General features: G+C 68.8%; 27 protein-coding genes, 2 tRNA genes and 1 riboswitch. Of the genes, 17 read left to right on the forward strand and 12 right to left on the reverse strand.

Annotation, left to right across the window (positions count from 1 at the left end):
* Nucleotides 1-55 precede the first annotated feature (55 nt).
* Nucleotides 56-787 carry a DUF6461 domain-containing protein gene (locus ACIBO2_RS11570; protein WP_397296661.1) on the forward strand — a complete coding sequence of 244 codons (732 nt, stop codon included), beginning with the start codon at nt 56-58 and terminating at the stop codon, nt 785-787.
* Nucleotides 788-832: 45 nt separating this feature from the next.
* On the forward strand, nt 833-1,174 hold the full coding sequence (locus ACIBO2_RS11575; protein WP_358556467.1) for a hypothetical protein: 342 nt from the start codon (nt 833-835) through the stop codon (nt 1,172-1,174).
* Here ACIBO2_RS11575 and ACIBO2_RS11580 read toward each other — a convergent pair.
* Nucleotides 1,153-1,229, reverse strand: a tRNA-Pro gene (locus ACIBO2_RS11580). The two genes, ACIBO2_RS11575 and ACIBO2_RS11580, sit on opposite strands and share 22 nt — an antisense overlap.
* A gap of 89 nt (nt 1,230-1,318) precedes the next feature.
* On the opposite strand from ACIBO2_RS11580, the gene ACIBO2_RS11585 reads away from it, so the two are divergent.
* Nucleotides 1,319-1,389: transfer RNA gene (locus tag ACIBO2_RS11585), tRNA-Gly, on the forward strand.
* Between the two features lie 170 nt (nt 1,390-1,559).
* Here the strand turns inward: ACIBO2_RS11585 and ACIBO2_RS11590 are convergent.
* Complete coding sequence (locus ACIBO2_RS11590) at nt 1,560-2,180, reverse strand: hypothetical protein (RefSeq protein WP_358556464.1); 621 nt, start codon at nt 2,178-2,180, stop codon at nt 1,560-1,562.
* Nucleotides 2,181-2,342: 162 nt separating this feature from the next.
* Here ACIBO2_RS11590 and ACIBO2_RS11595 point away from each other — a divergent pair, with 162 nt between their 5' ends.
* The 3 genes from ACIBO2_RS11595 to ACIBO2_RS11605 all read left to right on the forward strand — a co-directional run bounded on the left by ACIBO2_RS11595 (nt 2,343) and on the right by ACIBO2_RS11605 (nt 4,783).
* On the forward strand, nt 2,343-2,591 hold the full coding sequence (locus ACIBO2_RS11595) for a hypothetical protein (RefSeq protein WP_357953459.1): 249 nt from the start codon (nt 2,343-2,345) through the stop codon (nt 2,589-2,591).
* Nucleotides 2,592-2,818: 227 nt separating this feature from the next.
* Entirely contained in the window at nt 2,819-3,454 is a 636-nt protein-coding gene (locus tag ACIBO2_RS11600; RefSeq protein ID WP_358556461.1) for a uridine kinase, read from the forward strand.
* Nucleotides 3,455-3,472: 18 nt separating this feature from the next.
* A complete protein-coding gene (locus ACIBO2_RS11605; protein ID WP_358556458.1) occupies nt 3,473-4,783 on the forward strand; it encodes a TrpB-like pyridoxal phosphate-dependent enzyme in 1,311 nt (436 codons plus the stop codon).
* Nucleotides 4,784-4,832: 49 nt separating this feature from the next.
* On the opposite strand, the gene ACIBO2_RS11610 is transcribed toward ACIBO2_RS11605, so the two are convergent.
* Nucleotides 4,833-4,910 (reverse strand): 50S ribosomal protein bL37, encoded by a 78-nt coding sequence (locus ACIBO2_RS11610; RefSeq protein WP_372455117.1) that lies wholly within the window; start codon nt 4,908-4,910, stop codon nt 4,833-4,835.
* Nucleotides 4,911-5,039: 129 nt separating this feature from the next.
* On the opposite strand from ACIBO2_RS11610, the gene ACIBO2_RS11615 reads away from it, so the two are divergent.
* The 4 genes from ACIBO2_RS11615 (at nt 5,040) to ACIBO2_RS11630 (ending at nt 8,675) form a co-directional block, all read left to right on the forward strand.
* Entirely contained in the window at nt 5,040-5,819 is a 780-nt protein-coding gene (locus ACIBO2_RS11615; RefSeq protein ID WP_397296666.1) for a DeoR/GlpR family DNA-binding transcription regulator, read from the forward strand.
* Nucleotides 5,816-6,886, forward strand: a complete 1,071-nt coding sequence (gene galT, locus ACIBO2_RS11620) for a galactose-1-phosphate uridylyltransferase (protein ID WP_397296669.1) — start codon at nt 5,816-5,818, stop codon at nt 6,884-6,886. The genes ACIBO2_RS11615 and galT overlap by 4 nt, the downstream gene beginning before the upstream one ends.
* A 69-nt stretch (nt 6,887-6,955) precedes the next feature.
* Nucleotides 6,956-7,096, forward strand: a riboswitch (cyclic di-AMP (ydaO/yuaA leader).
* Nucleotides 7,097-7,101: 5 nt separating this feature from the next.
* Entirely contained in the window at nt 7,102-8,067 is a 966-nt protein-coding gene (locus tag ACIBO2_RS11625; protein ID WP_358556453.1) for a hypothetical protein, read from the forward strand.
* A gap of 269 nt (nt 8,068-8,336) precedes the next feature.
* Nucleotides 8,337-8,675: a hypothetical protein gene (locus ACIBO2_RS11630; RefSeq protein ID WP_397296672.1), complete on the forward strand. Its 339-nt coding sequence runs from the start codon at nt 8,337-8,339 to the stop codon at nt 8,673-8,675.
* On the opposite strand, the gene ACIBO2_RS11635 is transcribed toward ACIBO2_RS11630, so the two are convergent.
* The 3 genes from ACIBO2_RS11635 to ACIBO2_RS11645 are packed head-to-tail and all read right to left on the reverse strand — an operon-like array spanning nt 8,672 to nt 11,030.
* Nucleotides 8,672-9,208: a hypothetical protein gene (locus tag ACIBO2_RS11635; protein WP_358556447.1), complete on the reverse strand. Its 537-nt coding sequence runs from the start codon at nt 9,206-9,208 to the stop codon at nt 8,672-8,674. The two genes, ACIBO2_RS11630 and ACIBO2_RS11635, sit on opposite strands and share 4 nt — an antisense overlap.
* 59 nt (nt 9,209-9,267) lie before the next feature.
* Nucleotides 9,268-9,909: a response regulator gene (locus tag ACIBO2_RS11640; protein WP_397296675.1), complete on the reverse strand. Its 642-nt coding sequence runs from the start codon at nt 9,907-9,909 to the stop codon at nt 9,268-9,270.
* Nucleotides 9,906-11,030: a sensor histidine kinase gene (locus tag ACIBO2_RS11645; protein WP_397296678.1), complete on the reverse strand. Its 1,125-nt coding sequence runs from the start codon at nt 11,028-11,030 to the stop codon at nt 9,906-9,908. Before ACIBO2_RS11645 ends, ACIBO2_RS11640 begins: the two co-directional genes overlap by 4 nt.
* Nucleotides 11,031-11,190: 160 nt before the next feature.
* Here ACIBO2_RS11645 and ACIBO2_RS11650 point away from each other — a divergent pair, with 160 nt between their 5' ends.
* On the forward strand, nt 11,191-11,481 hold the full coding sequence (locus ACIBO2_RS11650; protein ID WP_358556438.1) for a DUF2716 domain-containing protein: 291 nt from the start codon (nt 11,191-11,193) through the stop codon (nt 11,479-11,481).
* 275 nt (nt 11,482-11,756) lie between these two features.
* A complete protein-coding gene (locus tag ACIBO2_RS11655) occupies nt 11,757-12,689 on the forward strand; it encodes an HD domain-containing protein (RefSeq protein WP_358556435.1) in 933 nt (310 codons plus the stop codon).
* 123 nt (nt 12,690-12,812) lie between these two features.
* On the opposite strand, the gene ACIBO2_RS11660 is transcribed toward ACIBO2_RS11655, so the two are convergent.
* The 3 genes from ACIBO2_RS11660 to ACIBO2_RS11670 form a co-directional block, all read right to left on the reverse strand.
* On the reverse strand, nt 12,813-13,595 hold the full coding sequence (locus tag ACIBO2_RS11660) for a MerR family transcriptional regulator (protein WP_358556432.1): 783 nt from the start codon (nt 13,593-13,595) through the stop codon (nt 12,813-12,815).
* Nucleotides 13,596-13,760: 165 nt separating this feature from the next.
* Nucleotides 13,761-15,326, reverse strand: a complete 1,566-nt coding sequence (locus ACIBO2_RS11665; RefSeq protein WP_397296683.1) for a serine hydrolase domain-containing protein — start codon at nt 15,324-15,326, stop codon at nt 13,761-13,763.
* Between the two features lie 210 nt (nt 15,327-15,536).
* Nucleotides 15,537-16,841, reverse strand: coding sequence for a M50 family metallopeptidase (locus ACIBO2_RS11670; protein ID WP_397296686.1), 1,305 nt, complete (start codon nt 16,839-16,841; stop codon nt 15,537-15,539).
* 147 nt (nt 16,842-16,988) lie between these two features.
* Here ACIBO2_RS11670 and ACIBO2_RS11675 point away from each other — a divergent pair, with 147 nt between their 5' ends.
* The gene (locus tag ACIBO2_RS11675; protein ID WP_397296689.1) at nt 16,989-17,597 is read left to right on the forward strand and encodes a response regulator transcription factor; all 609 of its coding nucleotides are present in this window, start codon (nt 16,989-16,991) and stop codon (nt 17,595-17,597) included.
* 135 nt (nt 17,598-17,732) lie between these two features.
* Here the strand turns inward: ACIBO2_RS11675 and ACIBO2_RS11680 are convergent, their stop codons facing one another.
* Nucleotides 17,733-18,848 carry a PP2C family protein-serine/threonine phosphatase gene (locus ACIBO2_RS11680; protein ID WP_358556421.1) on the reverse strand — a complete coding sequence of 372 codons (1,116 nt, stop codon included), beginning with the start codon at nt 18,846-18,848 and terminating at the stop codon, nt 17,733-17,735.
* A 118-nt stretch (nt 18,849-18,966) separates the two neighbouring features.
* Between ACIBO2_RS11680 and ACIBO2_RS11685 the strand changes: the two genes are divergently transcribed.
* Together ACIBO2_RS11685 and ACIBO2_RS11690 are read left to right on the forward strand one after the other, a co-directional pair.
* Nucleotides 18,967-20,193: a GNAT family N-acetyltransferase gene (locus ACIBO2_RS11685; RefSeq protein ID WP_358556419.1), complete on the forward strand. Its 1,227-nt coding sequence runs from the start codon at nt 18,967-18,969 to the stop codon at nt 20,191-20,193.
* A gap of 150 nt (nt 20,194-20,343) precedes the next feature.
* Nucleotides 20,344-20,490, forward strand: a complete 147-nt coding sequence (locus ACIBO2_RS11690) for a hypothetical protein (RefSeq protein WP_219537467.1) — start codon at nt 20,344-20,346, stop codon at nt 20,488-20,490.
* Here the strand turns inward: ACIBO2_RS11690 and ACIBO2_RS11695 are convergent.
* Complete coding sequence (locus ACIBO2_RS11695) at nt 20,487-20,954, reverse strand: ribose-5-phosphate isomerase (RefSeq protein WP_358447749.1); 468 nt, start codon at nt 20,952-20,954, stop codon at nt 20,487-20,489. The genes ACIBO2_RS11690 and ACIBO2_RS11695 overlap by 4 nt on opposite strands.
* A 113-nt stretch (nt 20,955-21,067) precedes the next feature.
* Between ACIBO2_RS11695 and def the strand changes: the two genes are divergently transcribed.
* A complete protein-coding gene (gene def, locus ACIBO2_RS11700) occupies nt 21,068-21,553 on the forward strand; it encodes a peptide deformylase (RefSeq protein ID WP_358556415.1) in 486 nt (161 codons plus the stop codon).
* A gap of 81 nt (nt 21,554-21,634) precedes the next feature.
* Nucleotides 21,635-22,336, forward strand: coding sequence for an SDR family oxidoreductase (locus tag ACIBO2_RS11705; protein ID WP_358556412.1), 702 nt, complete (start codon nt 21,635-21,637; stop codon nt 22,334-22,336).
* Nucleotides 22,337-22,344: 8 nt separating this feature from the next.
* On the opposite strand, the gene ACIBO2_RS11710 is transcribed toward ACIBO2_RS11705, so the two are convergent.
* Nucleotides 22,345-23,748, reverse strand: a complete 1,404-nt coding sequence (locus tag ACIBO2_RS11710) for an aldehyde dehydrogenase family protein (RefSeq protein WP_358556410.1) — start codon at nt 23,746-23,748, stop codon at nt 22,345-22,347.
* Nucleotides 23,749-23,915: the final 167 nt, after the last annotated feature.

The raw sequence follows: 23,915 nt of genomic DNA on the forward strand, positions 1-23,915 counted from the left end.
CAGTGCGGGCGCCGCCGCAGTGGCGGCGCCCGCGCGCCGTGACCAGGAGGACGGGATGAGGCGCTCGGAGCGGCTGTGGCACCTGGCATACAAGTACGGCATGGGGGAGTCGTTCACCGGGATGTGGGTGGAAGGCCTAGAGACCGCAGAGGTCGCCAGGCGCATAAGCGCCGATACTGCGGCGAAAGAAAAGTGCCGGTGGGCGGACCTGCTCAAAGGCGTGAATATCGGCAGCGGAGTGGGAGTCGCCTGGGTCGGTCGCCTCAATGACAACTGGACGCAGATCCTCCAGAGAGGCGTTGAGTCCCTCGACGTCTTGCCGGCCCTATCGGCGGGCAACCGCCGAGCCCTTCTCGTGAGCTGGAACGTGAACGCTGTCGGAGATCTCGTCTATGCGATCGACGGCAACTATGCCACGGCGTTCAGCGTGACCCGGCCGGGCCGGCGCCGAGGTTCCGACCCCCACGCGCTCGACTTGTACGCGGAAGGGCTGCAGTTCGACGCCCAGGACTCATCCTGGGAGAACGACCCGGACCTACCCGCGGGATGGATGGAGTACTCCGCCTGGGAGGAGGCGCGACTGGAGGGAGACATTCCCGAAGACGACTACGAAGATATGCGACCGGAGTGGATGGATCTCCTGGAGTTCGCCGTCAACGGCTACAGTCCACCGCTGGCCACCTGCATCACGTCAGCGTTGGCTCTTGTGGGGCGGATCACCGGGCGAGAGCTGGACGAGGCATGGATGAACGGAGTCCATACCCGATTCCTCATAACCAGGCGTTAGACCACGAAGGGCCCCAAACCCGGACCATGGCTGTGAGGTGCGGCGATGTTCTGGTTTTCGTGGTCGAGCAACGGTCAGGGTTGGCAGGTCCGAGGCTTGTTACGCTGTGCCTTCCCCGCCGAGTGGACACAACGCGAACTGCGCCACAGCTTCATCTCGCTGCTCTCGGACAACGGCACCCAGCTTGAGGAGATCTCCCGCCTCGTCGTCCATAACAGCACGGCCGTGGCCGAGGCCGTCTACTGCAAGCAGATCCGACCCGTCCTCCAGGCCGGTGCCGGAGCCATGGATCGCGTCTTCGCGGTGCGGCGTGGAGCCGTAGTCACTCTGAAGGCCCCTTCCGATCATGGAAGGGGCCTTCAGAGTGGTCGGGGCGACAGGATTTGAACCTGCGACTTCTTGCTCCCAAAGCAAGCGCGCTGCCAAGCTGCGCCACGCCCCGTCTCGCCGGGTACGCACGCGCTCCGTGACTCCGGTACGCTTACGCCCTGACGACCGGATGAAGTCTAGACCAGACTTCGACCGGTTCGCGCGGACGTAGCTCAATGGTAGAGCCCTAGTCTTCCAAACTAGCTACGCGGGTTCGATTCCCGTCGTCCGCTCTCACGACGAAAGGCCAGGTCATCCCGTACGGGGAGCCTGGCCTTTGTGATCTTCGTTCTGTTTTGGCCATTGTGCGGCCGATCGCTTCCTCGGCTCGGTCTCGGGCACTTGCGCGATGGCCCGGTCGCGCTCCTGCGACCGGGCGCCACGTCCAGGCAGACGGGAAGCGTCAGGCAGGGGGCAGGGACGGGGTGCCGCGGGAAGACCCCGCGAGACGGTCTTGGACTTGACGCCGGTGACGAGCGGGAATCTGGTGGGCGTTCATCGACCGTTGCAACAGAGCGGAATCGAACCCGTGCGCGCCCATGTGGTCGAGGAGCGGGTCGTATCGATCGGCCCGGTCTCGTAGGAGCTCCGTGACCAACCGGAGTTCCAGCCGGACTACCGGCACCTGGTGAGAGCCGCAGGTGACCAGGACGTAATGCTGCCATGGGCCGCTGCCCGCACATTCCCAACCGTCCGAATCGACTTGCCGCTCGACGGTGCTGAGCTCCACTTCGACGCCATTCACCGCGAACCTGGTGAAGTATTGCGAAGATTCGGGGAGCCATGAGGCGGCATATAGGCAGGGGAACGAGGAGAGTGCCGCGGCGAACGTTTCTACGTCTTCTCGGCTGCCGAGCAGGATGTCGATGTCCCCGGCACGGAGTGGGACGCCTTGCAGGAGTGCGGCGCTTGTGCCGCACACGCGATACGCCAGGTTGCTGTCCGCGGCTCCGAGCGCGTCGAGGGCCATGTCTAATGTCGTGGTTACGTCCGTCAAGGTCAGTGATCTTGTTCTGTCGCCCATGCAAAGCAACGTAGCCATCAGGCGAGTGGGCGCGTCAGGCCTCCCGCGTACGCGATCTGCGCCAGAGGATCTTGTGGTGGTTTCGGCTGTTATCGCACTTCGTGAGCCAAGCTCGGTTACGCTCTTGATCTCGGTACCGGGCGTGCCCGATAGGGAGGCCGCATGGCGGACAAAGGGATCACGACGATAGGCCGGTGCTACGGCTGCAAGCGCACCTTCGGCTACGACCCGGAACGCGTCACGATGTTCCTGGTCGACCTCGACACCTCAGCTCCCGCCGGTACCCAGCGTGAGCCCACGCCGGAAGCCCTGGCTCGGTCGCGACGGGAACCTGTGTGCCCCGATTGCGTGCGCCGAGGGCGGCACGCCAGGCAGGACGACGGGCCCACGTGGCCACGCGGCACCGCCTGAAGGCTCCCCATGGTCACGCGGCACCGCCTGAGCGGCCCCAGCCACCGCCTGGGCGGTCCCAGGCCCACCTGAGCAGTCCCGCAACCGCCCGAGTGACCCCGGAAACGCCCCAGCGGTCCCGGCGCCGGCTGAGCGGTCACGGGACGAGCGCTTGGGCTTGGGTTGAGTTGCGGGACGAGCGCTCAGGGGTGGGTTGAGTCGCGGAGTGAGCGCGTAGGCTCGGGTTGATGCGTGCGCGAGCGATCTCCCGAGAGGCCCTGGTCGAGGAGCTGGCCGAGCGGATCGCGGGCCTGCCGCGCGACTCCTACGCGCGGGTCGCCGTCGACGGAGCGCCGCCCGCCCATCCCGAACGGCTGGCGGACGAGCTGGTCGCGCCGCTCAGAGCGCGGGGCAGGGCCGTGTTGCGGGTGTCCGCCGCCGATTTCCTGCGGCCCGCGTCTCTCAGGCTCGAGTATGGCCGGACGGACCCCGACGCCTTCTACGACGACTGGCTCGACACCGGGGGGTTGACCCGGGAGGTGCTCGGGCCGCTGGGAGCTCAGGGGACCGGCAAGGTGCTGCCGGCGCTCTGGGACAGCCGAGCCGATCGCGCGTACCGCCTGCCGTACCAAACCCTGCCTCAGGGGGCTGTGCTGCTGCTCGACGGGACGCTGCTGCTGGGCCGCGGGCTGCCGTTCGAGGTGAGTGCGCATCTGTGGCTGTCCGAGGGGGCGCTGGGGCGGATGACCGGGGCGGACGAGCGGTGGCGGCTGCCCGCCTACGCGCGCTACGAGCGGGAGGCCGAGCCGCTGCGGGCCGCCGACGTGGCGGTGCGCGCCGACCATCCCGCGCGTATGGCGGTCCTGATTGAGGGCGAGCGGTAACCGGCGCACACTGAGGTGGTGACTCTCAGCAACTGGTACAACATCGTTCCAGATCTGCCCGCGCCGCCGCCTCCGCCGTTGCATCCGGGCACGCGGCAGCCGGTGGGACCCGATGATCTGGCGCCGCTGTTCCCGATGGAGCTGATCGGCCAGGAGGTGAGCACCGAGCGGTACATCGCCATTCCCCAGGAGGTGCTCGATGTCTACCGGCTCTGGCGGCCGACCCCGCTGATCCGGGCACGCCGGCTGGAGAAGGCGCTCGGCACGCCCGCGCGGATCTACTACAAGTACGAGGGCGTCTCGCCCGCCGGGTCGCACAAGCCGAACACCGCCGTCCCCCAGGCGTACTACAACGCCCGCGAAGGCGTACGGCTGCTCACCACGGAGACCGGAGCGGGACAGTGGGGGTCGGCGCTGGCGTTCGCGTGTGCGCAGTTCGATCTGGAGTGCCAGATCTGGATGGTCCGCGCCTCCTACGACCAGAAGCCCTATCGGCGCTCACTTATGCAGGTGTACGGCGCGACGGTGTACCCCAGCCCCTCGACCGTGACCGGGGCGGGCAGCAAGGTGCTGGCCGACGACCCCGGCTCGCCCGGCAGCCTCGGCATCGCGATCAGCGAGGCGGTCGAGGTGGCCGGCGCGAACCCGGATGCCCGCTACGCGCTCGGTTCGGTACTGAACCACGTGCTCATGCACCAGACCGTCATCGGCGAGGAGGCGCTGGCCCAGCTGGAGGAGATGCCGGACCTGATCATCGGCTGCACCGGAGGCGGCTCGAACTTCGCCGGGCTCACCTTCCCGTTCCTGCGCGAGAAGCTGGCCGGCAACCTCGACGTCACGCTGCGCGCCGTCGAGCCCGAGGCGTGCCCGTCGTTCACGCGGGGCGTCTACGCCTACGACTTCGGCGACGCGGCGGGCTTCACGCCGCTGCTCAAGATGCACACGCTGGGTCACGGGTTCGTGCCCGATCCGATCCACGCGGGCGGGCTGCGTTATCACGGTATGTCGCCGTTGCTGTCGCACATGTACGAACTGGGCCTGTTCGAGGCGGTGACCAAGTCACAGACCGAGTGCTTCGAGGCCGGTGTGCGCTTCGCCCGTACCGAGGGCATCGTCCCGGCGCCCGAGCCGACGCACGCGCTGGCCGAGACCATCGCCGAGGCGCTGCGGTGCAGGGAGAGCGGCGAGGAGAAGGTGATCCTGACCGCGCTGTGCGGGCACGGCCACTTCGATCTGGCCGCCTACGACCGCTACCTGTCGGGGCGCATGGAGGACTACCCGCTCCCGCAGGAGCGCATCGACGAGGCCCTGCACGGTCTCCCGGGCTGAGCCGTCGCACCGGCCGAGGTGAAAGGAGCTCACCGCGGCCGGCCCGCCGTCAGTTCGCGTTCGGACGCTTGCCGTGGTTGGCCTTCTTCTTCTTGCGCGCCTTGGTCTTGCGTGATCGCTTCGCCATGGGTACCTCCAGTGATCGGTCCGTTTCCCAACGTCTCGCGCTGTGGTCTACCGCACAACCCGTACGACCTAACATTCCCCAACAAAGTCGTGTCATAATTTGGTGGAATCTGTTGGAAGGAGCGGGGGCGTGCTCGCACAGCAGCGCCAGCAGGCGATTCTCGAACGCGTGCGCAGCAGCGGCGGCGTTCGGGTGGCCGACCTCGTTCGCGAGCTCGGCGTCTCCGACATGACGGTCCGCCGCGACCTCGAAGCGCTCGCCGAGCGCGGGCTGCTGGAGAAGGTGCACGGCGGCGCGACCGCGCTGGGGCCCGGCTCGACCGAGGAGCCGGGCTTCACCGCCAAGTCCGCCCGCCAGCAGCAGGAGAAGGAGGCCATCGCGCGCCGCGCCGCCCAGTTCGTCCGGCCCGGCACCGCGGTCGCCCTGTCGGCCGGGACCACCACCTGGGCCCTGGCCCACCACCTCATCTCGGTGCCCGAGCTCACGGTCATCACCAATTCGATCCCGGTGGCCGACGTCTTCCACCGCAACCCGCGCGCCGACCGCACGGTCGTGCTGACCGGCGGCGTACGCACGCCGTCCGACGCCCTCGTCGGCCCGGTCGCGGTGGCCGCGATCCGGCGGCTGCATGTGGACACGCTGTTCCTCGGCGTGCACGGGATGAGCGTGCGGGCCGGGTTCACCACGCCCAACCTGCTGGAGTCGGAGACCGACAGGGAGCTGGTGCACGCGGCGCACCGGCTGGTCATCCCGGCCGACCACACCAAGTGGAACACGGTCGGCATCAGCACGATCGCCGATCTGACCGAGGCCGACGCGGTCATCAGCGACTCGGGACTGCCCGAGGAAGCACGCATGGAGCTGGGCGAACGCGCCGGCGAACTGATCATCGCGGAGGACTCGCAGTGAAACGCACCATCACCCACCTGGCCGACGGCCGAGAGCTGATCTACTTCGACCGGCGCGACGACGCCGACCGGAGCGCGATCGACCGGCGGGCGCTCGACCCCAGGCCGATGGCGTCGGAGCTGCGCTACGACCCGCTCACCGGGGAGTGGATCGCGATGGCGGGGCACCGCCAGACGCGTACGTTCCTGCCTCCGGCCAACGAGTGCCCGCTGTGCCCGTCGTCCGAGACGAGGGCTTCGGAGATCCCGGCGTACGACTATGACGTGGTGGTGTTCGAGAACCGCTTCCCCTCGTTTTCCGGAAATTTCGGGACTTATGGTGATGTCGGGGGGCTGAGTGAGGTCCGGCCGGGCGTGGGGCGGTGTGAGGTGGTGTGCTTCACCTCTGAGCATTCGTCGTCGTTCTCGCGGCTCTCCGACGAGCAGGTGGGCCTGGTCATGGAGGCGTGGGCCGACCGTACGGCCGAGCTGTCCGCGATCGAGGGTGTCGAGCAGGTGTTCTGCTTCGAGAACCGGGGCGAGGAGATCGGCATCACGCTGCCGCACCCGCACGGGCAGATCTACGCCTACCCGTACGTGACCCCGCGGACCAAACTCCAGCTCGGCGCGGCCGCCCGGCACCAGGGCGGCAACCTCTTCGCCGACGTGCTGGCGGCCGAGCGGGCCGCCGGGGTGCGCGTGGTGGCGGCCAACGAGCTGTGGACGGCGTTCGTGCCCGCCGCCGCCCGCTGGCCGTTCGAGGTGCACGTGTATCCGCACCGGCAGGTGCCGGACCTGGCCGCGCTGTCGGAGGAGGAACGCGCCGCCTTCGCCCCGCTCTACACCTCCGTACTGCGGGCGCTCGACGGGCTGTTCGGCGTCGCCATGCCGTACATCTCAGCCTGGCACCAGGCGCCGGTGCGGCAGGATCGTGACCTGGCCTATCTGCACCTGGAGCTGTTCAGCATCAGACGGGCGCCCGGGAAACTCAAGTATCTGGCGGGCTCGGAGTCGGCCATGGGCGCGTTCGTCAACGATGTCCTGCCGGAGGAAGCCGCACGCATGCTTAAATCACAGGTAGATCTCTAATTGGTTGCCGCTTGGAGTCGCATGACCTTGGTTTTACCACTAATATCCCTTTTCAGCGCCGACCTAAACGGTCGGTGCTGGCCTAATCCCGGGTGCGTGGCCCGGGAGCCGGGGACCCATCGCGTCTTGGGGTGAATCCACTCAGGTGGTAAGGCGGCATCTCCCTGCCCGAACCCGTCAGCTAACCCGGCCGGCATAGGGAGAGGAAACCCTTCGTGGCGGCTGCGTCCCCCTCGAGTCTCGCCATCGCTCTCATCACCACCGCTTCCATGGCCTTCGGCGCCTTCACGGCCACGCCCGCCGCTGCCGCCCCCAAGCCCAGCGAGGCCCAGCTCCGCGCGGAGCTGAAGCAGCTGGACAAGAAGGTCGACAAGCTCATCGAGACCTACAATCTCAAGCGCGTCGAACTCGCCAAGGCCAAACAGGACTCGGAAACGACCAAGAACCGGCTGGCCACAGCGGAGGCCCAGCTCATCACCGCTCAGAAACGCGTCACCGAGCTCGCGCGCCTGCAGTACCAGAACGGCACCGGCGCGCTGCCGAACCTCACCCTGCCGACCGATGCCTCCAGCGCGGCGTTGCTGGACCACCTCGCGGCCGAGCAACAGGCGGTCGTGCAGGGCGTGGCCACCGCCCGGGACGAGAAGAAGGCGGCCGCGGACCAGGCGACCGCCCTCGAGGCGAAGATCCGCGAGGACGCGGCCAACGTGGCCAAGCAGCGCGACGACGCGCAGGACGTCATCAAGGACATCCAGAAGAAGCTGAAGGGCCTCATCCCGTTCGGCCCCGGCCGCCGCTCGGACGGCAGCTGGGCGCCCGAACTGCCCTCAGGCACCGACAACATCACCGCCCGGATGCGGGTGATCCGCGGGCTGATCCAGAAGGACTTCGCGCTGCCGTACGAGGTGGGCTGCTTCCGCGCGGACGGCGGCGGCGGCGAGCACCCGCTGGGGCGCGCGTGCGACTTCATGATGAGCACCGGTGGCAGCATGCCCAGCTCCGCCAACCAGGCACTCGGCGACCGCGTGGCGGCCTGGGCGCTGGAGAACAAGGACAAGCTCGGGGTCAAGTACGTGATCTGGAAGCAGCGCATCAACCAGGGCTCGGGGTGGAGCTCGATGTCCGACCGCGGCAGCATCACCCAGAACCACTTCGACCACGTGCACATCTCGATGTTCTAGAAATGGGACGAATCGCATCTAATGAGCTATTCGCTCACTTGAAGATGGCGTTTGAGCTGGTCATCGACCCGCGAGGGTGATGTTCGCCCACGCCGCCCTGTGTGTCAGCGTATGGCTGTTCACCTCCTCTTTTCCGAGTTCGCCGGACGTCGAGTACCGGAGGGGCGGCTCCGGCGCGAAGATCCACCGCTGGCCCCTCGACGCGTCCACCGCCCTGCTCAAGACGGGCTCCGACGGTTTGGCTCACCCCCGAGGGGTGGACCAGCCCGGTGTGGGCACTCCAGGGCGGCGTGTTCACCGGCGGCAACGACATCGTCGTCGGGTTGTGTCCCGACGGCGCGCCTCCCGTCAGCTACATGCTGAGCGGCACGGCAAACATCTACGGCGACTACCGCAAGTCCTGCCTGCACCGCGTCACGGTCTCCGCCGACCGCGCCACGCTCGACGTCCACTACCTGACGACCGCACCCGGCAACGCGCAGAATGTCGCGTACTGGCCCGCGAGCGGAGATCCGTGGCTGGTCAACGAGTTCCGCGGGGACTATGACGGCGTGTACGGGAGCGACCGCCTGGTGCCGGCGTTGAGCTGCCCGGATCTCACGTGCTAAGAGCCGTGCCCGCCAGCCGGAACGGGAGCCGGTCGCGGCGCGGCCGTCGCCCTTGCCCTGACGTGGATGCCGCCGACCCTGGCCAGCATCGTCGACACATTGAGCAGGATGATCGCCGCCTTCAGCGCGTTCGCTCCCACGTCGTGCGCCGCCATCCAGCGGCCCAGTTCTGGACCGAACACGTGCATCGCGCCGTACGAGAAGGCGACCTTCGTCAGGGTGATGGCGACCCAGGCGGTCACGTAAGCAAGCCCGGCCCTGGAGTACACGGCCTGCTTGTCCGGCACGTACTCGAACCGCATGAACGAGATCGCGGCCAATCCCATCGCCAGGCCGAGCACGGTGGCCGCGGCTTCGAGCAGCAGCCCGGTGCCCGACAGCTCGAAGCCGTCGAAGAAGATCGGAACCAGCGCCGCCGCCCCTGCCACAGGGCGCAGGAGCCGGAACAGCCCCACCTTCCGCCGGCCGATGTCGCTTTCGATGGCGATCGCGAAGATGATCAGGTTGAGGAGGAATATGCTCACATCGCTCATGGCAGACGACGGTAGGTCGCAGGGCCGGGGCCGATCGTCAAGCCGGAGGTTGGTTCGCGTCAACCCGTGGGTTGAGAGTCGGAGGCGATCCCCCGCCGGTAGGCGTAACGGACGGCCTGCGCGCGGTCCCGCGCCCCGATCTTCGCGAAGATGCGGTTGATGTGCGTTTTCACCGTGGCCTCGCTCACGCGCAGCCGCTGCACGATCTCCCGGTTGGACAGCCCCGCCGCGACCAGCTTGAGCACTTCCAGCTCGCGGTTCGTCAACCCGTCCGGAGGCTCGGGGGGCGGAGCGGCGTCGAAGAGCGACTCGCGGACTCGCTTGGTGAGCAGGCTGCGTCCCTCAGCGGCGGCGGCCACCGCCTGGTAGATGTCCTCGCGTGAGGCGTCCTTGGTCAGGTAGCTGAGCGCGCCCGCGTGCAACGCCGCCGCGATCTCCCGCTGATCGGAGTAGGTGGTGAGCACGACCACGCCGGTCCGCGGGTGTTCACGACCGATCCACCGGATGGCCTCGACGCCGTCGAGTTCGGGCATGCGCAGGTCCATCAGCACCACGTCGGGACGGTGCGCCGCCACGGCCGCGACCGCGTCCGCGCCGGTGCCCGCCGTCGCGACCACCTCCACGTCGGGCAGCAGGCCGAGCAGGACCGCCAGTCCGTCGCGGACGACCGGGTGGTCGTCGGCCACGAGCACCTTGATCACAGCGGGATCCGCATGTCGACGTGCCACTCCTCTCCCTTGGGGGCCGCGCTCAGCGTCCCGCCCAGCCGCTCCGCCCGTTCCCTGAGCCCGCGCAGCCCGAAGCCGGGGCCGACCGGCGCGGCAGAGCCCTGGCTGACAACGCTCAGCGTGGCGTGTGTGCCGTAAGCGAGGCGTATGCGCACGGGGCTTCCCGGCGCGTGCTTGCGTGCGTTCGTGAGCGCCTCCTGCACCCCCCGATACAGCGTCAGGGCGACGTCGGCGGACAGCTCCGCGGATGCCGCCTCCATCTCCAGCTCCGCGGGCTTGCCGGCACGGTCGGCGTAGGCCGTGGCCAGGCCGGTCAGCAGCTCCTCCAGTGGCAGCGCCTCGTCCCGCAGCGCGAGAATGGCGCGCCTGGTCTCCACCAGCCCCTCGTCGGCCAGTTCCTGCGCCCGCCGGAGGAAGACTCTGATCCGCTCGTCCTCCGCCCCCTCCTCCACCAGCGCGTCCACCACCTTGAGCTGCACCGAGAGCGCCGACAGCGCGTGCGCCTGGATGTCGTGGATCTCCCTGGCGATCCGCGAACGCTCGGCCAGCGCCGCCGCCCTGGCCTGCTCCTGCGCCGCCCGTTCGGCGTTGCCCAGGAGCAGCTCTGCCTGCTCCGCGCGCTGCAGCACCTGCTTCCTGAACGTCCCGAGCAACACGCACGCCACCAGCACCGAGACGTGCGCGACCAGGTACGGCCAGGGCGGGGAGGGCCTCAGCGAGACCGTGGCCGCGACGGTCGCGAACGTGATCGGCAGGACCTGGCGCGGCGGCAGCCTGGCTCCGGCGTCGATGAGCGCCACGGCGGGGAACGCGACGGCCACGCCCGCACCCGCACCCGTCAGCGCGGCCCCCGCGACGCCCATCAGCAGCAGCGCCACGACCAGCGAACGGCGGCCGAGCCAGTCCGAGGCCAGCCAGAGCAGCCATCCCGCGCTCGCCGCCGCGAGCAGCCCGGCCATCACGACGGGACGGCGGTCGATCAGGCCGGGATCCGTCCGCATGATGGTGACCAAGAGGACCACCAGCCCGGCGAGCCGGACCGCGCGGAGCGGCCACGTGAGCCGCCCGCGGTGCGGGAGCGCGAAGACGAACATCTACCGCACCCGGATCGCTTCCGACACATTCACGCACCGAATGTACGGCACGCTCGGTGGTACTCCTCGACCCGGACGCCACCCGGTTCCATCCGTGACAGCCCGAAGCGGCAGGGCATTACAGCAGGTCAGTTAAGGGGCTGCCCGCATTTGGCGATTGGTGACACATCCGTTAACGGCACCCCAACATGCCGTACGGACCCCCAGATGCGCCAGCGCTCGACCTGGAGATCGGCTTTACCGTCTCAAATGGCACATCAGCGGCTCCCGCACAGATCCGCTCCGTGCCGGTGGGCCAGGTCAGCCGCGCTGGGCAAGTTACGCCTACCTCATCGATGAACACGTCATCCAGGTCACCGACGACCTCAGGATGGGCACGTTCGGTTACTGGCGCGAAGCCTCCCTGTGCGTCTTCGGCGAGGAACTCCTGGCGCACGTGGACGAAAACTGACCGCGCTTCTCGGCACCGTCCTGCGGCGCGGCGGGCGCCCGATCGGCAACGTCTGGAGCTTCGGTCCCTGACGGCCTGCCGCCCGGATGGATTCAACCTGATTGAGGCCGATCCTGACGACTGCCATTCACACACTCTGAAAAAGACTCTCCGCCGCTAGTGCCCGGACACCTTCTCGCATCTGGTGTGAGGGGGTGTTCGGGGTGACATAGGTCGCGGCGTACCTGGTGCTCACCGGACGCTGAAGGGGCTTCTGGTCGTGACACCATGGCGCCATGGCCCGACGGATACGCCTCTATCACCCTGAGGAAGACACCTGGTTCTACTACGAACTTGATGACCAGGAATGGGCCGTCCGACAGATCGATCTTCAAGGCCCTGACCAGCGCCCCACCACAGCGGCAGCCCTCGACGAAGTGTTCCGGCTTCGCGATCAGCACGGGTTGGCCGAGCTTCAGGCCTACGAGCGTCGTTTCGGCGTTCTCGCCGAAGGCAGCCTCGAAGGCTGGCAGGACGCCGATCAAGCCGCCGAGATCACCCGCCAGGAGTTCGAGGCGCTCTGGATCCAGGCCAGACAGCACCTCGCCCGGCCCGGGCTGAACGAGCCCACGGCGACGAACTCCGCCGCACTCGCACACGCGCTGAACGACCCCGCCGAGCCACCTTTACGCCCGCTGCCTGACCGCGTCGCAGACCTGTTGAAGTCGCTGAACTGCCCGCCCCGGTTGGCGGCCCACCTGCGTCTCGTCCACGACGTCGCCTGGCAGATCATCGACTGGGTTCAGCAGCAGCACCCCCAGCTACGCCTCGACCGGCACGCCGTGCTCTTCGGCGCCGCGACCCACGACATCGGCAAGTCCCTGCACGTCGCCGAACTCTCCGGCCCCGGCTCGGCGCACGAGCCCGCCGGCCGGGACCTGCTGATCCGCTACGGGTTCGATGACGCCCGCGCTCGCTTCGCGGCCACTCACGCGTCCTGGGCAGACACCGACATCACCCTCGAAGACCTGCTGGTGAGCCTCGCCGACAAGATCTGGAAGAACATGCGCGTCCCGGACCTCGAAGACCTCATCGTGACCCACCTGGCCCAGGCGACCGGCCGGCAGCCATGGGAGGAATACGCCGCCCTCGACGAACTCCTCACCCACATCGGTGGCTCCGCTGACCATAGGCTGACCTTCCAGGCCGCTTACCCGATCCACAGCTGAGACTGAGTCACGCTCGGCTTTCGGACCGACCTAAGAATTCCCACACTCTGAATAAGACCCTCCGCCAGCGGCGCGGCTCTTCCCCCTATGGCCGCCGAACCGTCGGTCGCAGGAGCAGGTCAGTCAGTGGGTGCCTGGTCTGGGGATGTGGACGCCGGCGGCGCGGAGCTTGGTCTCGACGAGCGCGATCCCATGGGCCGTGGCCGATCCCTCCTCTTCGCCGTAGTGGGCGATCAGGTGGTACCGGGCCGCGGCGTCGGTGTGGGCTTGCAGGCCGGTCACGATCTTCAGGTGTGCGGGGTTGGCGAGGAAGTGGTCGGCAATGGCAGTGGCGAGTTCGGCCAGGCGCGGGTCGTCCGGCTCCCATGCCGTGGCTTCGGTTGCCTGCTTGCTCAACGCGACGAAGCGGGGGTCGTCGAGAGCGTGCTCGACATGGGTGAGATAGTCGTCGAAGCCCTCGGGGACCAGAGCCCTGGCCAGCACCCAGCCCTCCCTGGTCGCCGCCACCTCGTCCGCGGGGAAGCCGAGGCCGGACAGCCGCTCCAGCAGCGCCACGGCGCGGTCGGGCAGCAGGGCCCGGTCTCCGTCGGCGAGCCGGTGCAGCATGTCGCGGCGCGCGGTCAGCTCCTCGATCCGTTCGGTGAGCTGCCGCTCGACGTCGGTGAGCGCGGCAGCGAACAACGCGGCGTCGGCGTCGAGCAGGAGGCCGGTCTCGGCCAACGGCACCCCGGCTGCGGCCAGCGTCCGAACCTGCACCAGCCGCAGCAGCTCGGCCGATCCGTACCTGCGGTAGCCGGAGCTGTCGCGTTCCGGCTCCTTGACCAGGCCGAGCTTGTGGTAGTGGCGCACCGTCTTCACTGTGACGCCGACGAATGCCGCTGCCTGCCCGATCGTGACTCCGTTCATCTGCGCAATCCTGCCTTGTGCTCGAGCTCGGCGACCAGGCAGATCACAACCGAGCATGTGGACAGGCCACGCCGAGGTCGACGAGCTCGGCGTGGCCCCGTTCGGGATTCTCCCTGGTGCACGACCGGAAGGGGGTGCCTCTGGAGGCGCGCCGGTCACAGGTGTTCAGTCCGACGGCTGAGCCGGATCGGCCTGCTCGCCGCAGAACACCTCGTTGACGAGCTTTTGCTGGGCGTTCTGGACCCTTGTTGCTATGGACAGGTCGGCGTCGTCCACCCAGTTCAGTACGGCGGTCAGCGTCTTGCTGCCATCGGGTGTGCTGTACATCAGCGTCATGGAGCCGACCGTGCCGCCGTTGTGGGTGATGACGGTGCCGCCGCAGTCCGTTTTCTGGACGAACACTCCCAGCCCATAGTCCATGTTCGGGAGGCCCGTGGCGTGCGGGGTGCACATCTCGGCCAGCAGCGGGGCCGGCAGGAGCTTGCCTCCTACCAGCGAGGAGATAAACGTGGCCAGGTCCTTGCTGGTCGAGATCATGTCACCGCCGGTGGAGACCCAGGAGGGGTTGTGGCGGGTGATGTCGATCGTCTTCTGCTGGCTGGCTTCCTCGTAGCGGTAGTAGATGTGGGCGTGCGGCTCGGGGATCTCCGGCGAGGCGTCAGGCACCACCGTGGCCGACAGCCCGAGCGGCCCCAGGATCCGCTCCTGCATCTCCTCGGCCAGCGAGCGGCCGGTGACCTTCTCGATCAGCAGCCGGGCCAGCACGTAGTTGGTGTTGGAATAGCTCCAGCCTGTTCCCGGCGCGAACCGGGCCGGCTTGGACAGCGCCAGCTGTACCAGTTCCTCGGGCCGGTAGGTGTGGAACCGGTTGTCCACCCACTCCTTGCCCGTGGTGCCGTAGGGCACGGGGATCCCGTGCACGATCGATCCGTCGTCGTAGACCTCGCCGGTGAAGTTGAACAGCCCGCTGGTGTGCTGCAGCAGCATCCGCACCGTGATCCGCCGGTCCAGTCCGAACTCGGGCAGGTAGTCGGCCGCCGGGGTGTCCAGCTCGATCTTGCCCTCGGCCACCAGTTGCAGCACCAGGGTCGCGGTGAAGGTCTTGGTGTTGCTGCCGATCCGGGCATGCCCGTTGACCGGCGGCTTGGCGGTCCCGCCCAGCTCGGCCACCCCGGCGCTACCGGCCCACTCGCCCCGCTCATCGTGTACGCGCAGCGACACTGCGAGGAAGCCGGACTCGACGATCTCCTCGATCGCCTTCCGCAGCTCCGGGCGATCCTGCCCGGCTGCGGCTTCCGGCACGGCCTTGCTGTCCGCAGCGGCCGCCCTGGCGGCGTCGAGGGCTTCGGTGATCTTGCGGGCCATCTCGGCCGTGGCGGGGCTCGGCCGGCCCTGGTACATCTGGGCGGTTTCGACAGCGATGAGAACGGTGCCGCGGAAGTTGTCGGCCTCGGCCGGATCCTGCTTCTTCAGCAGGCTCATGGCCGCGGTCAGGGCCGGCAGCACGCGGTCGGCGATCTCGGCCACGGACTTGCCGGCCAGGTCCTTGCCCTTGGGGTAGTCGGCGAGCACGTGCCCGATAAGACCGGTGGCCGAGCCCAGCGCGATGCCGCCGTTGGCGGCGATCTTGTGGGGCTGGCCGGCGGCGCCGGCGGCGGCCATCAGCGACACGGCGCCGTACGCGGCCGTCCGCAGGGTGCTCTTGTCCTGGTCGGAAAGGGTGATCGTCATGGTGGTTCGATCCTTCGAGTGTGTTATGCCCGGGGCGGCGTCGTGCCGCTGCGCCGAGCTTCCACCCTGACCCAAGGTCAACCTCAACTGTGATCTAGCTCACAGCGACATCGCGGGGGCAGCCCGCCGACCAGCGGGGACGCCGAGATCGACGTGGGGCGGGTGTTCTCGAAGGTGTTGGAGAAGTTCGTGAAGGGTGCTCTGCGACGGTCAGCCGGTGAGCGTGAGCGGGTTGATCAGGTCGGCGTAGACGAGCAGGCCGGCCATGATGATCATGACGAAGGCCAGGGCGTAGGTGAGCGGCAGCACCTTGGCGATGTCCACGTACGCGGGCTCGGGACGCCGCGTGACGCGGGCGTAGGCGCGCTTGAGGCCCTCCCAGAGGCCGCCCGCGATGTGGCCGCCGTCGAGCGGCAGCAGCGGGATCAGGTTGAACATGCCGATCGCCAGGTTGAACCCGGCCAGCAGGTTCACCAGGAAAGCGACCTTCTTCTCGCCCGACAGGTCGGAGGAGAGGATCTCGCCGCCCATGCGTCCGGCGCCCACGACGCCGACCGGGCCTTCGGGGTCGCGCTTGTCGCCGGAGAACGCGGCGTGCCACACGCCGACCATCTTCTGCGGCAGGTTCAGCAGGGAGTCGGCGACCCGGCCGGTGAGCTGGCCCATGTAGCCGATCACGACGCCGAGGCTCTGCTGCTCCATGACCTCGGTGGGCATGACGCCGAGGAAGCCGACGTTCTTGTCGATCTTCTTCGGGTCGGTGGGCGACGGCCGGTCCTGGGCGATGAGCGTCACGTTGAGGGTCATCGGCTTGCCGTCGCGGACGATGCCGACGGCGACGGGACCGGCGCCGTGCGAGCGGATCAGGCGGGTGGCGTCGTCCCAGGAGGCGATCTTCTGGCCGCCGAAGGAGACGAGCCGGTCGCCGGGCTTCATGCCGGCCTTGGCGGCGGGCGTCGGCTGGTCGGAGGCGCGGCAGTCGGTGCGCTGCTCGCTGATCGGGATCACGCAGGTGTTGGTCTGCGGGGACACCACCGGGGTCAGCGCGGGCAGGCCGATGCCAACGAGCAGGACCGAGAAGAGGATGAAGGCCAGCACGAAGTTCATGAACGGGCCGCCGGACATGATGATGACCTTCTGCCACCACTTCTTCCGGTAGAAGACCCGCTCCTCGTCGCCCGGCCGCACCTCTTCCTGCGCCGCGTCGCGGGCGGTCTCGATGAGCCCCTGGAACGGGCCGGTGGAGGAACCCCTGAGCTTGGTGGGATCGTCGCCGGGCCGTGGCGGCAGCATGCCGATCATGCGGATGTAGCCACCCAGCGGGATCCACTTGATGCCGTACTCGGTCTCACCTCGCCGGATGGACCAGGCGGTCGAGCCGAAGCCGACCATGTACTGGGGCACCCTGACACCGAAGATCTTGGCGGGCACGAAGTGACCGAGCTCGTGCAACGCGACAGACGCCATCAGCCCGATCAGGAAGACTACGATCCCCGCGAGGTAAAGCCAGTTCATCTAGTCCCGCTCCAGGGCAGACAGAAGGTCCCGACAGCCCCAGAGTAGTCGAAGTCATCACACCTCGATGGCTTGCGCACCCTTTGCCGCAGCGCCACATTCCGTTGACAGTACGCGATCAGGCGATCACTCTGGGGGATGACGGAGGTGGGAGCCTTGATCCGGATTCTGGTCGCCGAGCATCTGCCGCTGGTCCGGCGCGGTTTGGTGGCGTCGCTCGACGCGGAGCCCGATCTGCGGGTGGTCGCGGAGGTGGGAGACGCGGACGGCGTCCTGCCCGCGGCGGCCGCGTACGCGCCCGACACGGCGATCGTCGATCTGGACCTGCCCGGAGGGGGCGGCCTGTCCCCCGCGGCGCGACTGCGCGAGCGGGGCTGTCACGTACTCATCCTGTCGGCGCAGCCCAATCCCGGTCAGGTGCGCAGGGCGTTCGCCACGCACGCGCTCGGGTTCATGAGCCTCGACGTCGCGCCCGAGCAGCTCGCCGAGAGCCTGCGGCTGGTCGCCGCCGGACGCCGGGCGGTCGACTCCGATCTGGCGATCGCCGCTCTCCAGTCGGTCGCCAACCCGCTGACCAGGCGCGAGCTCGACGTGCTGCGGATCGCGGCGGGCGGGGCCCGATCGACGGAGATCGCCGACCAGCTCTTCCTGTCGGTGGGCACCGTACGCAACCATCTGTCGCGCATCATGTGCAAGACCGGGGCTCGCAATCGCCTCGACGCGGTACGCATCGCGAGCGACTCAGGCTGGCTCTGAGAGCCGGAGGCGAAGACCGGATCCCGGTGAAGCCGCGCCGCTCCGCCGGGACCCGGAGTGGTGAACCCTTCGAGGATCTCAAGGGCGATCAAGCGCTGCCAGTGACCTTGTTCACCCCTTGACCCGTGTGATTCGTCACGGGCGCCAGATGAGCACCAGCGCGCAGTCGTCGTTGTGACCCGACGCCATGGCGTTGACCAGGGCCCGCGCGCCGTCACGGAAGCCCGAGGGCAGCAGCCGCTCCGCCTCGCCGAGCAGCTTGTCGAGCCCGGCGTCGATGTCGCGCCCCGGCTGCTCGATCAGCCCGTCGGTGTAGAGCAGCAGCGCGTCGCCTTTGCGCAGGGTGCCGCTGTCGGGCTCGCAGTGCAGGTCGGGGACCACGCCGAGGACGACGCCCTTGGCCGTGGCGACCTGCCAGTTGCCCGTGCCCGCGTCGAACTTGACCACCGGCGGGTGGCCGGCCGAGGTGATCGTGTAGTCGCCCGTCGCCAGGTCGAGGCGTACGTGCACGGCCGTCACGAACCCCTCGTCGCCGCGCTGGCGGTGCAGGTAGGTGTTGCAGGCCGGCAGGAAGTCGACGCCCGAGCCGAGCAGCCCGCCGAACGTGCCGGACAGCAGCAGCGCCCTGGTGCCCGCGTCGACGCCCTTGCCCGACACATCGACCAGCGCGATCTCCACTTTGTCCTCGTCGCGCATGGAGACCAGGAAGTCGCCGCCGAAGGAGGAGCCGCCGGCCTGCTTGAGCACGACCTTGCCGCCCCAGTCCTTGGGCAGCGCGGGCAGCTCACCCTGGCTCCTGAGCCGGTCGCGCAGCTCCAGCAGCATGGCGTCGCCACGCAGCCCCTGCACGCCGAGCTTGCCCCGGGTGCGGGCCATCAGCAGCGCCAGCACCGTGGTGAAGCCGATCGTCACCATGAGCCCGAGGCCGATCTGGCCGACCCCGAGGGTGCCGGCGATGTAGCCGAGCGAGATGATCACCGCGACGAGCAGCTTGATCAGGCTGTTCAGCCGCAGCTGCAGGCCGCCCACCAGGAGGACGAGGATGAGCAGCGAGGGCGAGAACCACTCGGTCGAGATCTGCGCGGCGAGCAGTCCGATGACGAGCGTGAGCATCGTCAACGTGACCAGCAGGTTGCGGTCTCGGGCCAAGGAGCCCCTCCTGAGGAACCGGACGACGGACACCAGAAACGGCACCCGCACCAGGAGCGCGCGGAGCCGTGGCGGTATCTGCAGCGCCGAACGGGAACTCATGATGCGCCTGACTGTAGCGCTCTGGCCTCCCTTTGGGCAGCCCACTTGACCAAGGCCTTGATCATTAAGCACGTATATTGGGTGGCCCCTCCCCTTTGCCCGCTCCTACCGTGGACGGATGACGTATCCGATCCGTCCGGTGGACGAGGGCGAGTGGCCGAAGTTCGCCGATGTGCTCTCCGAAGGCTTCAGCTGGACGCCGCATCCCCAGGAATTCGAACGAGCCAAGGCGCAGACCGAGTTCGATCGGACGCTCGCCGCGTTCGACGGCGATCTCATGGCCGGTGTCACCGCGGTCTTCTCCTTCACCATGACGGTCCCCGGCGCGCAGATCCCCGTCGCGGGAGTGACGGCCGTCAGCGTGCTCCCCTCCCACCGCCGTCGTGGCGTCCTGTCGAGCCTGATGCGCAGGCAGCTGTCCGACGTGCGTGATCGGGGCGAGTCCGTCGCCGCCCTGTACGCCTCGGAGTCCGTCATCTACGGCAGGTTCGGCTACGGCAGGGCGTCGGCCGAGATGGGATTCAGCGTCGCGAAGCACAGCTCGGCCTTCGTGGCGAACGCCCCCACGGACCCCGCGCTGCGCCTCAGGGTGGCCAAGCCGGCCGAGGCCCGGGCCGAGTTCGAGCGGCTGTTCGCCTCCGTCGTGACCGCCCGCCCCGGGCGCTATATCCGTAACGAGCAATTCTGGGATGCTCTGCTGGCCGACGAGGAGTTCGACCGGCACGGAGACGGGGCGCTCCGCTCGGTGATCGCCGAGGACGACCGAGGCGTACGCGGTTACGCGCTGTTCAGGGTCAAGGCGAGCTGGGACGACAACGGCGTGCCCAACGGCTTGCTGAAGCTGACGGAGCTGGAGGCGGCCGACCCCGCCGCCCGCGCGCTCCTGTGGCGCAGCGTGCTCGACCGCGACCTGGTCTCCCGGGTGGAGGGCAGCCTGCCGATGGACGACGCGCTCCTCGCGCTGCTCGCCGACCCACGGCAGCTCCGGGCGAGCTGCGCCGACGAGCTGTGGGTACGCCTCGTGGAGGTGGACCGGGCGCTGACCTCGCGGGCGTACTCGTCGGCCGTCGACGTGGTGATCGAGGTCGAGGACGACGTGTGCCCGTGGAACGCCCGCCGCTGGCGGCTCAGCGCCGACACCTCCGGCGCGGAGTGCAAGCCAGTGGAGGACGAGCCCGACATGTCGCTGCGGGTCTCCTCGCTCGGCTCGGCGTACATGGGCGACGGCCTGCTCTCGGCGCAGCTCGGCGCGGGGCTGCTGCGCGAGCACTCGGCGGGCTCTGTACGCAGGCTCGACGCCGCCATGGCGTGGAGCCCGAAGCCGTGGGCGGGACTGTCCTTCTGACGTGGTCCCGTCAGACATAGGCCCGTCAGACACGGTCCCGTCAGACATAGCCCGGTCTAGACGCGGTCCCGTCTGACATAGCCCGGTCTAGACGCGGTCCCGTCTGACGTAGGCCGCTCAAGTGGGCCCCTCTGACGTAGGCTCGCGGGCATGGCACTGCAGAGTTTGCAGATCACCGCGATCACCGCGATGCGGGCCCGCGACGTGTCGCGACCCTCGAAGGAGCAGCAGGAGGCCGCCGACCGGCGGCCTCTGCGTGACGAGATGCCCAAACGCGAGCCCAAGCGGCGGGCTTAGGGCAGAGAGGGCAGCTGGCCGATCGTCTCGTAGGTCGCCACCTGCGCGATGCGGCGGGCGTGCCGCTCCGAGCCGGAGAACTGCGTGGCGAGGAAGGTCTCCACGAAGCCGGTCGCCTCGTCGTCGGAGTGCATGCGCGCGCCGATGGAGACGATGTTGGCGTTGTTGTGCTCGCGGGCGAGTCTGGCTGTGTCCTGGCTCCAGGCCAGGGCGGCCCGGATGCCGCGCACCTTGTTGGCGGCCATCTGCTCGCCGTTGCCCGACCCCCCGATGACGACGCCCAGGCTGCCCGGATCGCCGGCGACGCCCTCGGCGGCCCGCAGGCAGAACGCCGGATAGTCGTCCTCGGCGTCATAGACGAACGGACCGCAGTCGGTCACCTCGTGCCCGTTGTCCTTGAGCCAGGACACAAGGTGGTTCTTGAACTCATAGCCGGCATGGTCGGCACCGATATAGACACGCACGCGCCCAGTCTTCCACAGCGCCGCGCACGGGCCTCGCACCAGCGCGTCGGCTGGCTAGAGTAAGGACCCCATCGGTTAGCCAGTCCTTACGGAAGTTACGGAAGTAGAGCATCATGCGCGAGATCCGCGTCCTCGGCGATCCTGTGCTGCGCACACCAGCCGAGCCCGTCGAAGGCTTCGACCGCGAGCTGCGCCGCCTCATCGACGAGATGTTCGAGGCGATGTACGCGGTGGACGGCGTCGGCCTGGCCGGTCCGCAGATCGGCGTGCCGCGGCGGCTGTTCGTCTATGACATCAACCGCCGCAAAGGCCACATGATCAATCCCGTGCTGACCGTGGACGATCCGGAAGAGGTGCTGGACGAGGAGGGCTGCCTGTCGGTGCCCGACCGGCAGACGGGCACGCCGATCTACGCCCCGGTGGCGCGGGCGGCGGGCGTGACCGTCGAGGGGTTCGACCGGCTCGGCCGCCCGCAGCGCGTCAAGGCACGCGGCTCGCTGGCCCGCTGCTTCCAGCACGAGACCGAGCACCTCGACGGGAAGCTGTACGTCGACCGGCTGCCGAAACCGGAGGCGCGCAAGATCATGCTCAGAACGTAGGTTGGCGGTATGAGTGAACCTTCGGGACAGGAATCTTCGGGACAGGAATCTTCGGGAAAGGTCTTTTCGGGGAAAGGCGCGTTGGTCACAGGTGGCTCCCGGGGCATCGGCCGGGCCATCGTCGAACGGCTGACCTCTGACGGCGCCGAGGTGGTCTTCACCTATCGCGGCAACGCGGAGTCTGCCAAGGAGGTGGCCGCGGCTACCGGAGCGCATGCCGTACAAGCCGATCAGGCGAGCAGGGCGGATCTCGACCGGCTGTTCGCCACGGCCGAGGAGCTGCTGCCGGGGCTCGACATCCTGGTCGCCAACGCGGCGGAGACCGGGCAGGGGCTCATCGCCGATGTCACGGACGAGTCCTACGAGCGGGTGTTCACGGTCAACGCGCGTTCGGTGTTCCTGGCCATCCAGTGGGCCGGGCGGGTGATGCGCGACGGCGGGCGGATCATCAACATCTCCACGCTCAACACACGTGTGCCCGGCCCGGGGATCTCGCTCTACGCGGGGAGCAAGGCGGCCGTCGAGCAGTTCACCAAGGTCGCGGCGCGTGAGCTGGGCGGGCGCGGCATCACGGCCAACATCGTCTCGCCCGGCGCGACCGACACCGACATGCTGCACGGCAGCAATGCGCCGGAGGCGCTCGAACAGATCCCCGCGATGACCGCGCTGCGACGGCTCGGGCAGCCGGACGACATCGCGGCCGTGGTGGCGTTCCTGGCCGGGCCCGACGGGCGGTGGATCACCGGCCAGAACCTGCTGGCGGCCGGCGGGCTGCTCCTCTGAGTGCGCCCCTAGAGCTGCAGCGACTTGACCTCGAGGAACTCCTCCAGCCCGTGCTCGCCCAGTTCGCGGCCGATGCCCGACTGCTTGTAGCCACCGAACGGGGCGAGCGGGTTGAACGCGCCGCCGTTGATCGCGACCTGCCCGGTGCGCAGCCTGCGCGCCACCGCGACCGCCCGCTCCTGGGTGCCCGCCCACACCGCGCCGGCCAGACCGTAGGGGGTGTCGTCGGCGATGCGGACGGCCTGGTCCTCGCTGGTGTAGGGGATGATCGACAGGACCGGGCCGAAGATCTCCTCCTGCTCGATCGTCATGCCGGGCTCGACCGCGGCGAAGACGGTCGGCTCGACGTAGTAGCCGCGCGGGTGCGGGCGTTCGGTGCCCCCGGTCACCAGCCTGGCGCCCTCTTCCTGGCCCCGGTTGATGTAGTGGATCACGCGGTCGCGCTGGGCCGCGGAGACGAGCGGGCCGATGCGGGTGGTCTCGTCGAACGGGTCGCCGACGGTGTAGCGGCGCGCCGCGGCGACGGCGAGGTGGACCGCGTCGTCGTACTGGTCGCGGTGGACGATCATGCGGCTCCACGCCGAGCAGGTCTGGCCGGCGTTGATGAAGCAGTTGGCGACGCCGACCTTGACGGCGGCGCCCAGGTCGGCGTCGGGCAGGATCAGGTTGGCGGACTTGCCGCCGAGCTCCAGCGCCACCCGCTTGACCGATTCGACCGCCAGCGAGGCCACCCGGCGGCCGGCGGCCGTCGAGCCGGTGAAGGAGATCATGTCGACCTGCGGGTGCGCGGCCATGGCCTCGCCCACCACCGGCCCGCGCCCGCTGACCAGGTTGAACACGCCGGCGGGCAGGCCCACCTCGTGGAAGATCTCGGCCAGCGCGTACGCCGCCAGCGGCGCCACCTCGGACGGCTTGAGCACGACCGTACAACCGGCGGCCAGAGCCGGAGCGACCTTGCACACGATCTGGTGCAGCGGGTAGTTCCACGGGGTGATGGCGGCGACCACGCCGACCGGCTCCTTGAGCACCAGCGAGCTGCCGACGCGCGACTCGCGCGGATGGCTCTCGGCCAGCCGGGCGTAGCCGGCCAGCACGCCCGCGGGCATCAGCGTCTGCACCTTGAGCGCGAAGCCCAGGGGTGAGCCCATGTCGGTCGCGATGGTCTTGGCGATGTCGCCGGCGCGCTCGGTCAGCAGTTCGGCGGCGGCGGCCAGCAGCTTGCCGCGTTCGGCGGCGGAAGTGGCGGACCAGGAGGGGAAGGCGCTCCGCGCGGCGCGTACGGCCGCCTCGACGTCGTCGGGGGCGCCGGCCGGCACCCGGTCGATGATCTGTTCCGTGGCCGGGTTGACGACCTCGATGGGCTCGCCGGAGACCGAAGCGGTCCAGGCACCGCCGATGTACAGCTGACGCATAGCCCCCATCCTTGCGCGCCGGCCGTCGCTGAGCGAGGGCGTGGCGCCTCGTTCGGCTGCATCTTTCAGAACAGTGCTGCTCTTTCAGAAGAGTACGGCCGGACACACCGGATAGGCGCGGATTGCGCCGCTACAAGTCACTGCGAGGTGAAAAACAGCGGTGAAAG

This window comes from Nonomuraea sp. NPDC050022 (assembly GCF_044460705.1).
Lineage (GTDB): Bacteria > Actinomycetota > Actinomycetes > Streptosporangiales > Streptosporangiaceae > Nonomuraea.